Origin of the sequence: Vibrio campbellii CAIM 519 = NBRC 15631 = ATCC 25920 (genome assembly GCF_002163755.1) — a bacterium.
Lineage (GTDB): Bacteria > Pseudomonadota > Gammaproteobacteria > Enterobacterales > Vibrionaceae > Vibrio > Vibrio campbellii.
This window is the reverse complement of record NZ_CP015863.1, coordinates 1,786,394-1,798,771: the sequence shown is the minus strand read 5'-3', so window position 1 is coordinate 1,798,771 and position 12,378 is coordinate 1,786,394. Positions and strand designations below refer to the sequence as shown.

Genomic DNA, 12,378 nt, shown 5'->3' with positions numbered 1-12,378 from the left:
AACGCCATAATAATGGAGCTTTAATTAGGAGTGACAGCGATGAAAGGAACCTGTTTATGCGGCGCTATTGAAGTGGCTGCACCTCAGCACAATGAAGTGAGTTTTTGTCATTGTGATATGTGCCGAAAGTGGTCTAGTGGTCCTCTACATGCGGTGCATTGCGGATCTGGAGTAAGATTCAATGGTGCTGAACCGAAGCGTTATCAGTCTTCGGAGTGGGCTGTACGAGGTTTTTGTGGGGAATGCGGTACGAATATCTATTACCACTTATTGGCAACGGATGAATACATTCTTTCTGCGGGATTATTTAATGAGCCAGATTTTAAGTTAAGCTTAGAAATATTCACCGATGAGAAGCCCGCATACTATGACCTGCAGCCACATAGCAAGAAAATGACAGCTCAAGAAGTTTTTGCGCAGTACGCGCCTGAAAAGTAGGTAACAATGAAGTTTCTCTAGTTAAAGATTTTACTGACAGTAGCGGTATTTGCTGGTTTATTTTTGATTGTCTATCAGCAAGTACAAAGTGGCGTAAGTTGATCATAAAAAGCCGAGTACAGCTCGGCTTTTTCATTCTAATCTCTCTAAAGACACTTCTTATAAGCCAGAAACCAGAAGCCATAAACTAGCAATTGTCATAGAATTTGTTCACTTTCAGCTCATACATTGAAACAATCCCTTGTTTATCTTAAGCCGTGAAAGGGCGACTAATACTGATGAAGCACTCAGAATCCCTTATCTTTAGAAGAGACTTTTCCTTCCCTAGATAAACGATGAGCGAAGGTGTCTGATTTGAACCAGTATTGACAAGATTAAACCCGTCGATCTCCATCGCATTAGCGACATTGAAGTCATCTAAAGCTAATGATCCCATTCGAACGTAAATGTCGTGATCTGACAATTTAGCCAAAGGCGCATTAGCAACTCCCTGAATCTTAGCCTTGGTCATCACAACTTCGTTAGTTGCATGAAATGCGCCCACGAAAGCTTCCAATGTATTGATACGAGCCTCACGTTGCATGTGCATGATTTTAGGTGCAGCAAATAATCCGATGATTGCCAACACAACAATAGCGACGACTAACTCTGTCAGGGAGAATCCTTTTTGTTTCATAGAGATTTCTTAAAAATGGGGAGGTACACAAAAGAAGCGTCATGTTAATGGCTGAAGGAGGAAGGATAAATTTGAGATGGCCGATTCTATTAACAGGTAAAACCTATGAATGGCAACTTTAGAGACGTTAATTAACTTTTTTCGCTCGGAGTTACCGAGATATTACACTCGTTATTTAGCCTATCTCATTGTGGGGTTTATCTTGAATACGCTAAGAAATTCATGCCTGAAGAACCAATTGATCTGGTTGATATAGGAAAATACCTGACTTAGCACGCGATTCCTCAATATCACTAAGACGCGTAAGCCATAGAGCTTAGAGCGTTGAATCTCTACAACTTCAGAGAGTTGCGCATTCGTTGCCACTCTTTTTGTATCAGAATTTGGTGGCGCGTTGGTAAATCAATGTTGCTTGGGGTAGGTAACAGTTCTGCCGCTTCTTTTAACGAGAGGCCTACAAAGGGATGCTGATCGTGATAGCTGAGTAAGGTCAAAAAATCATCGTTCTTACTTGCCTGATCGATACGCATAGAAGGGCGTGTCGCACTATAGGCTCGGCTAACGGTTGTATGTGAATACTCTTAGCATTTAGCAGCAACTCGAATCACACTGCCAAAGTCCATAAGCCGAGCTTGGTTATTTTGTGTCACGATGACGTTATGTGGCTTACAGTAGGCAATGAACGAATTCACCAAATGGAGTTACATAAAGAAGGGTATAAAACATTCTCTAAGTCATATTTTGAGCGTCTGCCAATTGAACTAATAGGCATGTGATTTCATAATGATTGGAACGTGGAATGTATCGTTATGATTACCGACTCAAAGATAGGATAGCTCGGCAATCAATACCATTTGGAGGGTATAAGAGATGGAATTGCCATCAAGTTTGCCGCGTAAGTTTTCAATAAAATTTACTATTGGTTGTTTGTTTCTTATTACAACTACGATTACCTCCATTTTTGCAATCGGTCTACAGTACTACTTTGGAAAACAAATTTCACAAGATTATGTCCTTTCAAAACTTTCTGTTGCATCAAATCAAGTGAGTGATTATGTACAACGAGTTGAAAAAAGTGCCATGAGCAGTGTCCAGTTACTTCGGAGTGTTGCTGTATCGACAGATCATATTTTTGCAGAGCAAGAAATTAGAGATATTTTTATTCAAGTTCTAACTGATAATCCTATTTTTTATAGCATTTACTTTGGACGGGATAACGATGATTTTTATCAGATAATTAACTTAGCATCCTCTCCCGTCGTTCGAGAGAGAATCGGAGCTACTTCATCAGATCGATGGGTGGTAATAAAAATCTCTGGGAGACCGGGAGAAAGGCTCAGACAAAACTATTACTACAACTCAGAGTTTAAGCTCAACAAACTAACTAGTGAACGCAGTAACTATTATCCAACTCGTCGACCGTGGTTTGCTAAGGCGCCATCAGACTCAGTATTTAAGACAGAACCTTATCTTTTCCAACATTTAAAAATTACCGGCCAAACTTACTCTATACGGAGCGTTAGAGGTGTAATTGGGGTCGATATCGTCTTATCCTCCCTCGAAGATAAGATAGCACCGCAAGAGATTGGCTTACCACTAAGTAGCGGAGCAGAGTCATTTATCTTTAACGAGCGTGGTGTAGTGATAGCTTCAAATAAACTATCTCAGGATGCGATCGAAATCCCCCCACCTAAGTCCTTAATACTCTCAGAGAAACAAATATCGTTGATTGAGTCGACACACTCATTGATGGTTTCAAACCAGAAAGACTGGGGACCTTATGATTTCTCTGTGTCCGGTCAGCCAATGGGCTACGCTGTTGATGTTCTTAATCTCGTTGCACAACAGACGGGCATAAAGCTTGAATTCATTAATGGATTTGACTCTAAAATGCTTTCTGAGAAGTATCGTAAAGGCAACTTGGATATTCTTCACTCAGTTATTGGTGAGCCGCAGGGTTTTGGGGAAAAGAGCTTGCCTATTTTTAAGAGCTCCGTTGCTATTGCTGGAAGAGATGAGCGTCTGAATTCAAAAACTTTAAAAGAAGTTGATGAGAAGCATGTCGGAGTCGTCGCTGGTTTTGGAATGAAGCAGTGGCTCAAAGACAACTACCCAAAACTCAATATCTTGGAGTATTCTAGTTTCGATAATGCAAGAGCAGCATTTGATAGTGGTGAGGTGCATTATCTTGCTGATTCCGAGGTAGCGTTATCAGGAATGGTTAGTTTAGGTCAAGACACGCCGTTCAATGTTTTTGTGTTGAACGACCATGCGCCAGTACCGTTTCATGTATTCATGAAATCAAGTGATAGTGAATTGCTTGGCATTATCAATCAGGCAATCAGCACAATTACTCCAGAGCAAAGAGAGGCTCTATACAGAAAATGGCTTGATACTAAATGGCAACAGCACGGGGTTTTACCATACAGTAAGGTGTATGAGCTTGCTAAGGTCCAAGATAAACAGAATGATATGGTCAAGATAGATATAGGTGATCAAACAAAGTATCTATATATCGCACAACTAGAACCTGGCTCCAAATCGAGCGACTACTTCGCTGTAATTATTCCTGAAGACATTATTTCAGGTGTGGTTATCGAACGCATACTTACATCCATAATAGCGACAGCTTTTGCCATGCTTATGCTGTGCCCGCTCGCTTGGAATTTTGGAAGCCCAATTGTCAAAAGGATTAAAGAGCTGAAAAGGGAAACAGCGAAAATCAAAGCCCGTAAATTTGACGATCTTAAAATTGTTTCAACCCGCATATCAGAATTGTCAGAATTGTCACAATCTATATCCGATATGGGTCAGGCAATAGGGCAGCATGAGAAGCAACAAGAAGATTTTGTGGAGGCGATTGTGCGCCTTATTGCTCAGGCGATTGATGATAAGTCCCCCTACACAGCAGGTCATTGCAATCGTGTCCCGGAAATTGCAATGATGCTCGCTGAAGCTGCGGATAAAAGTCAAAAGATACCCTTTAAAAATTTCTCGTTTAATACGGAAGATGAAAAACGTGAGTTCAGAATCGCCGCTTGGTTACACGACTGCGGCAAGATTACGACCCCAGAGCACGTTGTAGATAAAGGGACAAAGCTTGAAGCAAACTACAATCGAATCCATGAAATAAGGACACGATTTGAAGTCCTTTGGAGAGATTTGGAGATTGAATATTACAAGACGATCCTTGAAGGTAAAGAAACGGCAGAAAAGGCGCTCAGTTTATTGAATGACAGAAAGCTCAAACTCACTCAGGATTTTGAATTTGTGGCTAATTCAAATATCGGTGCCGAGTTCATGAGTAGTGAGCACATAGATCGTATAAGAGAAATAGCAGATCAAACATGGGTACGGAATTTTGATGCTAGCCTTGGTCTTTCTCCTTTCGAACAGTCGAAAAGGTCAGACGATAATTTAGATTTACCTGCTCTAGAATATTTGCTGGCAGACAAACCGGAACATATTACCCATCGCACTCGTCCCGTAGAATTCGAACCTAAACTAGGTATTAAGATGGCAGTGCCAGAATATGAGGGGAATCATGGGGAGATTTATAATTTATCAATATCTAAGGGGACATTGACGACAGAAGAACGGTATAAGATCAATGAACATATGATAAGTGGCATTAAAATGCTCGAAGCTTTACCGTTCCCACCAGAGCTGAGTCGAGTCCCTCGTTACGCGTCAACTCATCATGAAACATTGAAAGGTACCGGTTATCCAAGAAAATTAAAAGCGCAGGACCTATTAATACCAGACAGAATACTTGCCATAGCCGATATATTTGAAGCGTTGACAGCTGCCGATAGACCATACAAAAAAGCCAAGCCTGTTAGTGTCGCGCTAGATATCATGTATAAGATGGCGTTGGACGAACATATCGATTTTGATCTTTTTATACTCTTCCTAGAAAGTGAGGTTTATTTGGAATACGCCCATATTTTTTTGCCAGAGAGCCAGCTTGACCCTGTTAATATTCAAAAATATTTTAGGACGACTGAAATAGCTTGATATTCACACTTTAGATGGATTGAGGTGTGGGTAAACAATCTTGTGGATTCGAGTTCGTACTCGGAAAGGCCTAACTCACAATATGAATGGCTAGATAAACCTCATGCTAGCCACAAACTTGGGCCGCAATCAGGGGTGTTTTGCTCTTTACTTCCATTTACTATATGAATCTATTGGTTTTTTTATTGTCGACAATCTTGTTTTCATCTTATTAATTAACCTATTTATCCGTTCAAAAATCACTCACCAGCACTATACCTTAGTCTAAATTGTCGACAATTCACTTGATTGTCGACAATATGTTCGTCTATTTTATATTCAGGTTAACAAATTGTTGACACTTTGATTTCTAAATACGAGTGCCTTGAATATGAATACAGAATTGAAAACTCGTCATAAAGTGATTGTCTCTGAGAAGGAGCACACTAAATCTGAATCGCTGACCGAATCGTTAGTGGAAGCGATCGTAAGTGGTGAAATCGAACCGGGCAGTAAAATCTCAGAGCCTGAATTAGCCAAGAAATATCAAGTGAGTAGAGGTCCTTTACGTGAAGCCATGATGCGCCTTGAAGGACTTGGGTTGATTGAGCGTATTCCACATGTTGGTGCTCGAGTTATCACTTTCTCTCCAGAAAAACTCATAGAATTGTATTCCGTTCGCGAAGCATTAGAGGGCATGGCTGCCAGACTCGCGGCTCGCCATATCACTCAAGAAGAATTACTGAGTTTGGAAATGCTATTGTCGACACATTCCAAACACATCTATGAAGTTGAAGGGGCGTCTTACTTCCACCAGCATGGTGACTTCGACTTCCATTATCGAATCATTCAAGCGAGCCGAAACAGCAAGCTTATCTCTTTGCTTTGCGACGAGCTGTATCACTTGTTGCGCATGTATCGCTACCAATCGCCACGTGCGCAATCTCGTCCTATTGAAGCACTCAATGAACACAAATTCATTCTGCAAGCGATTCACAATCGTGATGAAGAGCTGGCAGAAATGCTGATGAGAAGGCACATCTCAGGCAGCCGAAAACTTATCGAATTACAGATTCTACATTCTGAAAGTAAAGATAGAGAACAAGACTAGAAGGAAATTGTCATGAGCTTATCTCCGGGGGCGAAGTTCAGACTCGCCATTGAGCAAAACAACCCGCTGCAGATCGTCGGCACCATTAACCCATACTGCGCCATGATGGCGAAAAACTTGGGTCACCAAGCTATCTACTTGTCGGGTGGCGGCATCGCTAACGCATCCTACGGTTTGCCAGATCTTGGTATTACGACACTGAACGATATTTTGGTGGATGTAGACCGCATCACCAACGCGAGTGATTTGCCGTTACTGGTTGATATCGATACTGGCTTTGGCGGTGCTTTTAATATTGCTCGCACCATTAAAGCGATGGAAAAAGCGGGAGCGGCGGCAGTACACATGGAAGACCAAGTGGCGCAAAAGCGTTGCGGCCATCGTCCAAACAAAGCGATTGTTAGCCAACAAGAAATGGTCGACCGAGTGAAAGCGGCGGTGGATGCACGTAATGACGAGAGCTTTGTCATTATGGCTCGTACCGATGCGTTAGCGGTTGAAGGCATGGACAGTGCGATTGAACGTGCGATTGCATGTGTGGAAGCGGGCGCAGATATGATTTTCCCGGAGGCGATGAACCAGCTAGACCAATATCAACAGTTCTCAACAGTGCTAGAGCAAGCTACAGGGAAGCACGTGCCAATTCTTGCCAACATTACTGAGTTTGGACAAACGCCACTTTACGGCTGTGAAGAGTTAGCCCAATCCAACGTGGACATGGTTTTGTACCCATTGAGCGCATTCCGTGCGATGAACAAAGCTGCCGAGATGGTTTACAAACACTTGCTAGAAGTTGGTAACCAAGAAGCGTTGCTTGATTCAATGCAGACACGAAAAGAGCTGTATGAGCACCTTAATTACCACGACTACGAGAATAAGTTAGACAAGCTGTTCTCCGAAGGTAAATAAGGTCAACTAAGAAACAAACGGAAGCCCAAGACAAATACTATTTAAGAATCTCATCCAATAACGTGAAAATTGTCTGATTCAAAAGCGCCCATTAAGAGAGCCAAATCAGACAGAAAAGGAGTTCAACAATGCCTCATTCTGTAGAAAAGAAAGCTGAGATAGGTGGCGCAGGTCTACGCGGCCAAAGCGCTGGAAGCACAGCTTTATGCACTGTCGGTAAAACGGGGACAGGTCTAACGTATCGTGGTTACGATATTACGGACTTGGCAAATCATGCTCAATTTGAAGAAGTGGCGCATTTACTGTTACGCGGTCACTTACCTAATCAACAAGAGCTAGACGCCTACAAGACACATCTATTGAGCTTGCGTGGTTTACCAGCGGAGCTTAAACAGGCGTTAGAACTGATCCCTGCCGATGCTCACCCAATGGATGTCATGCGCACGGGGTGTTCTATGCTGGGTAACTTAGAACAGGAAATTGACTTTGAGCAACAGCTCCATGCTACTGAGCGAATGCTGGCGCTTTTCCCTGCGATCATCTGTTACTGGTATCGCTTCAGCCACGATGGCGTACGAATCAAAACTCTCGATAGCAGTGAAGACTGCATTGGTGGCTACTTCCTGAAACTGCTTACCGATAAAGCACCAAGCGAAACGCACAAAAAGGTGATGCACTGTTCTTTGATTCTTTATGCAGAGCATGAATTCAATGCCTCAACATTTGCTGCGCGCGTGTGTGCTTCTACGCTTTCTGATCTTCATTCTTGTATTACGGCTGCTATCGGTACGTTACGTGGCCCACTTCATGGTGGGGCAAACGAAGCAGCGATGGAAATGATTCAAGATTGGCAGACGCCGGATGAGGCAGAAGCCAATATTCTTCAGATGCTAGAGAACAAAGACAAAATCATGGGCTTTGGTCATGCGATTTATCGTGAAAGTGACCCTCGTAATGCACTGATCAAGCGTTGGTCAGAAGCGTTATCGAAAGAGGTGGGTGACACGCATCTTTACGCAGTTTCTGAGCGCGTGGAATCCGTCATGAAGCGAGAGAAAGGTCTGTTCTGTAATGCCGACTTCTTCCATGCTTCGGCTTACCACTTCATGGATATTCCAACCAAATTGTTTACACCAATCTTTGTGATGAGCCGACTGACAGGTTGGGCGGCGCACGTGTATGAACAACGCGCGAACAATCGAATCATTCGCCCAAGTGCGGATTATACCGGACCGGATCATCAAGACTGGGTGCCAATCGAACAACGCTAGCGCGTGACGCCTCTTTGTGAGTTTCGTCTTGATGGCAATCACAAGGGGCGTCTCTTTCACCGCGAATCCATTTCAAAAACAGTATCGCGGTGCGTTCAGGCACAAGATGTACACTAAAGCGGAAGCAAGCCTATGAGCATCACCACAAATATAAATACTCAATATCGTAAGCCGCTCCCGGGAACCCAACTCGATTATTTTGATACCCGAGAAGCAGTTAACGATATTTCTCCTGGAGCCTATGAAAAGCTCCCATACACCTCACGCGTTTTAGCCGAGCAGTTAGTTCGTCGCTGCGATCCAAATACGCTCACTGATAGCTTAAAACAGTTGATAGAACGCAAGCGTGACCTTGATTTTCCTTGGTATCCGGCGCGCGTGGTTTGTCATGACATCCTTGGACAAACCGCTTTAGTCGACCTCGCTGGTCTGCGTGATGCGATTGCCGAACAAGGCGGTGACCCAGCGAAAGTAAATCCGGTGGTTGAAACACAATTGATTGTCGACCATTCACTGGCGGTCGAACACGCAGGCTTTGACCCAGACGCGTTTGAGAAAAACCGCGCGATAGAAGAGCGCAGAAACGAAGACCGATTCCACTTTATTGAATGGTGTAAAACGGCGTTTGAAAACGTCAGCGTTATTCCTGCGGGTAACGGAATCATGCACCAAATCAACTTGGAGAAAATGTCTCCGGTTGTGCAAGCCAAGCAGGGCATTGCTTACCCTGATACCTGTGTCGGCACGGACAGTCACACTCCTCACGTGGATTCACTTGGCGTTATTGCGATTGGTGTCGGTGGTTTAGAGGCGGAGACAGTGATGCTTGGTCGCCCGTCGATGATGCGTCTGCCAGACATTGTTGGTGTGAAGCTTACTGGTAAGCGTCAACCGGGTATTACCGCCACCGATATCGTACTAGCGATTACCGAGTTTCTGCGAAATGAACGCGTGGTTTCATCCTATCTCGAATTCTTTGGCGAAGGGGCGCGAGACCTAACCATTGGTGACCGCGCGACCATCTCAAACATGACGCCAGAATACGGCGCAACCGCTGGAATGTTCTACATTGATGAGCAGACCATTAATTACCTCAAACTGACAGGACGTGATGATCAACAGGTCGACTTGGTCGAGAGGTACGCCAAGCAAACCGGTCTATGGGCAGATGACTTAGATACTGCCGTTTACGAACGCGTACTTGAGTTTGATTTGTCTCAGGTCGGACGCAATCTGGCTGGTCCATCAAATCCTCATCGCCGTTTACCTACGTCAGAGCTTGCTGAGCGCGGCGTTTCTGGTGAATGGCAAGAGAAAGAAGGCGAACTTCCAGACGGCGCTGTGATCATCGCAGCGATTACCTCCTGTACCAACACCAGTAACCCAAGAAACGTTGTCGCAGCGGGTTTGGTCGCTAAGAAAGCGAATGAGCTTGGCTTGGTGCGCAAACCTTGGGTGAAGTCTTCATTTGCTCCGGGTTCTAAAGTTGCTCGACTCTACCTTGAAGAATCTGGATTACTCCCCGAATTGGAGAAGCTTGGTTTTGGTATCGTCGCTTATGCGTGTACAACCTGTAACGGTATGAGTGGCGCACTTGACCCGAAAATTCAACAAGAAATCATCGACCGAGATATGTATTCAACGGCGGTACTTTCTGGGAACCGCAACTTTGATGGTCGAATTCATCCTTACGCAAAACAAGCATTTTTAGCATCGCCACCTTTGGTCGTTGCTTACGCGTTAGCTGGTACGATTCGTTTTGATATCGAACGTGATTCTTTAGGTACAGACAAAGACGGTAAGCCGGTTTATCTCAACGACTTGTGGCCAACGGATGAAGAAATTGATGCTGTGGTGGGTGAGTACGTTAAGCCAGATCAGTTTAATCAAGTCTACATTCAAATGTTCAAACTGAATGATGAGGCTCGTAACCCGAATCCGCTCTATGATTGGCGTCCGATGAGTACGTATATCCGAAGACCTCCCTACTGGCAAAAAGAGGGGGAGGGAGCACTGGCTGGTGAGCGAACTCTGTCTTCAATGCGTCCTCTTGCCATTTTAGGCGACAACATTACAACCGACCATTTGTCGCCATCGAACGCAATTTTGGCAAGCAGCGCCGCAGGCGAATACCTCGCGAAGATGGGCGTGCCAGAAGAAGACTTTAACTCATACGCCACACACCGAGGCGATCACTTAACCGCGCAGCGCGCTACTTTCGCTAACCCAAAACTTTTTAACGAAATGGTCAAGGAAAATGGCGAAGTTGTGCAAGGATCGCTGGCGAGAGTTGAACCTGAAGGCAAAGTGACGCGCATGTGGGAAGCGATTGAGACTTACATGAATCGTAAGCAGCCACTTATCGTGGTCGCAGGTGCGGATTATGGTCAAGGTTCGTCGCGAGATTGGGCGGCGAAAGGCGTTCGCTTGGCGGGTGTAGAAGCCATTGTAGCTGAAGGGTTTGAGCGTATTCACCGTACCAACTTAGTTGGGATGGGCGTACTTCCTCTGCAATTTAAAGATGGTGTGAACCGAAAGACACTCGAATTAGATGGCACTGAACTTTATGACGTTATAGGCGATATCAATCCTGGTGCTGATTTGGCGTTGGTGATTACCCGTGCTAATGGCAAAAAGGTTGATGTGCCGGTGACTTGTCGACTCGATACCGAAGATGAAGTTCACGTGTACAAAGCGGGCGGTGTGTTACAGCGCTTTGCTCAAGATTTCCTCTCGCAATAGATAGCGCAATAACGGAGCAAGATATGGATAGCAAGATGCAAAGCCAAATCAAAGTCCCGGCGACTTACATGCGCGGAGGTACGAGCAAAGGGGTGTTCTTCAACCTTGAAGATTTGCCACATCCTGCGCAAGTTGCAGGCGAGGCAAGAGACAAACTGCTACTTCGTGTGATTGGTAGCCCAGACCCGTATGCCAAACAAATTGATGGCATGGGCGGCGCGACTTCCAGCACCAGTAAAACTGTGATTGTGTCGCGCAGTAAGGGAGTTGCTCACGACGTTGATTACCTATTCGGACAAGTATCGATAGATCAGCCATTTGTCGATTGGAGTGGTAACTGTGGCAACCTTTCTGCTGCAGTCGGACCTTTCGCCATTCATGCAAGGTTGATCGACGAAGATCGTATTCCTCAAAACGGCATCGTTACCGTTCGTGTATGGCAGGTAAATATTGGCAAAACCATATTGATTCATGTGCCAATCGTAAATGGTTTCGTTCAAGAAACAGGGGAGTTTGAGCTTGATGGTGTGACGTTCCCAGCGGCGGAAATCCAAGTTGATTTTGTCGACCCTGCTGATGGCGAAGGCAGCATGTTTCCAACCGGCAATCTAGTAGACGATTTAGTCGTGCCAGATGTAGGGACCTTCAATGCCACCTTCATCAACGCAGGCATACCGACAATCTTCGTAGACGCAGAAGCGCTGGGTTACCAAGGCACTGAGCTTCAAGATGACATCAATAACGATGAATTTGCGCTCGCGAGGTTTGAGTCCATTCGTGCTCATGGCGCGCTAAAAATGGGGCTGATTGATTCGCTCGAAGAGGCTCAAACACGTCAACATACGCCTAAGATTGCGTTTGTTTCCCAGCCTAAATCCTATTTATCGTCGAGTGGTAAAGCCGTAGAGGCAGGTGAGGTCGATATTCTCGTCCGAGCTTTATCTATGGGCAAACTTCACCACGCCATGATGGGAACCGCAGCGGTTGCCATTGCCTCCGCTGCATGCGTTCCCGGTACTGTGGTTAATTTGGCCGCTGGCGGCGGCGAGAGAGAATCTGTGACGTTTGGGCATCCATCAGGAACGCTTAAGGTGGGGGCAAAAGCCAAACAAACAGAACAAGGTTGGGTGGTTGAGAAAGCCATCATGAGCCGCAGCGCGAGAATACTGATGGAGGGCTTTGTGCGTGTTCCCTCCAATGTCTTTGAATAGCACAATTGTATCGTAGTGATACTC

Annotated in this window: 8 protein-coding genes; 7 read left to right on the top strand and 1 reads right to left on the bottom strand. The window is 44.9% G+C overall.

Annotated features, from left to right (window positions below; translation table 11 throughout):
- Window positions 1-39: 39 nt before the first annotated feature.
- Entirely contained in the window at window positions 40-438 is a 399-nt protein-coding gene (locus tag A8140_RS08400) for a GFA family protein (RefSeq protein ID WP_005530993.1), read from the top strand.
- Window positions 439-688: 250 nt separating this feature from the next.
- Here A8140_RS08400 and A8140_RS08395 read toward each other — a convergent pair whose 3' ends face one another.
- On the bottom strand, window positions 689-1,114 hold the full coding sequence (locus A8140_RS08395) for a type II secretion system protein (RefSeq protein ID WP_005530992.1): 426 nt from the start codon (window positions 1,112-1,114) through the stop codon (window positions 689-691).
- Window positions 1,115-1,984: 870 nt separating this feature from the next.
- Here A8140_RS08395 and A8140_RS08385 point away from each other — a divergent pair.
- From A8140_RS08385 to prpF, 6 genes are all read left to right on the top strand, one after another.
- Window positions 1,985-5,131 (top strand): HD domain-containing phosphohydrolase, encoded by a 3,147-nt coding sequence (locus A8140_RS08385; protein ID WP_005530990.1) that lies wholly within the window; start codon window positions 1,985-1,987, stop codon window positions 5,129-5,131.
- A gap of 370 nt (window positions 5,132-5,501) precedes the next feature.
- Window positions 5,502-6,221, top strand: a complete 720-nt coding sequence (locus A8140_RS08380) for a GntR family transcriptional regulator (RefSeq protein ID WP_005530989.1) — start codon at window positions 5,502-5,504, stop codon at window positions 6,219-6,221.
- Between the two features lie 12 nt (window positions 6,222-6,233).
- Window positions 6,234-7,130: a methylisocitrate lyase gene (prpB, locus tag A8140_RS08375; RefSeq protein ID WP_005530986.1), complete on the top strand. Its 897-nt coding sequence runs from the start codon at window positions 6,234-6,236 to the stop codon at window positions 7,128-7,130.
- Between the two features lie 128 nt (window positions 7,131-7,258).
- Window positions 7,259-8,401 (top strand): bifunctional 2-methylcitrate synthase/citrate synthase, encoded by a 1,143-nt coding sequence (gene prpC / locus A8140_RS08370; RefSeq protein WP_005530985.1) that lies wholly within the window; start codon window positions 7,259-7,261, stop codon window positions 8,399-8,401.
- A 132-nt stretch (window positions 8,402-8,533) separates the two neighbouring features.
- A complete protein-coding gene (acnD, locus tag A8140_RS08365) occupies window positions 8,534-11,143 on the top strand; it encodes a Fe/S-dependent 2-methylisocitrate dehydratase AcnD (RefSeq protein WP_005530983.1) in 2,610 nt (869 codons plus the stop codon).
- Window positions 11,144-11,166: 23 nt separating this feature from the next.
- On the top strand, window positions 11,167-12,354 hold the full coding sequence (gene prpF / locus A8140_RS08360) for a 2-methylaconitate cis-trans isomerase PrpF (RefSeq protein WP_005530981.1): 1,188 nt from the start codon (window positions 11,167-11,169) through the stop codon (window positions 12,352-12,354).
- The last annotated feature ends 24 nt before the right edge of the window (window positions 12,355-12,378 follow it).

Bases quoted from the DNA above. Each gene is read 5' to 3' on its own strand.
- A8140_RS08400 (WP_005530993.1), top strand. From the start codon at position 40: ATGAAAGGAACCTGTTTATGCGGCGCTATTGAAGTGGCTGCACCTCAG.
- A8140_RS08395 (WP_005530992.1), bottom strand. From the start codon at position 1,114: ATGAAACAAAAAGGATTCTCCCTGACAGAGTTAGTCGTCGCTATTGTT.
- A8140_RS08385 (WP_005530990.1), top strand. From the start codon at position 1,985: ATGGAATTGCCATCAAGTTTGCCGCGTAAGTTTTCAATAAAATTTACT.
- A8140_RS08380 (WP_005530989.1), top strand. From the start codon at position 5,502: ATGAATACAGAATTGAAAACTCGTCATAAAGTGATTGTCTCTGAGAAG.
- prpB (WP_005530986.1), top strand. From the start codon at position 6,234: ATGAGCTTATCTCCGGGGGCGAAGTTCAGACTCGCCATTGAGCAAAAC.
- prpC (WP_005530985.1), top strand. From the start codon at position 7,259: ATGCCTCATTCTGTAGAAAAGAAAGCTGAGATAGGTGGCGCAGGTCTA.
- acnD (WP_005530983.1), top strand. From the start codon at position 8,534: ATGAGCATCACCACAAATATAAATACTCAATATCGTAAGCCGCTCCCG.
- prpF (WP_005530981.1), top strand. From the start codon at position 11,167: ATGGATAGCAAGATGCAAAGCCAAATCAAAGTCCCGGCGACTTACATG.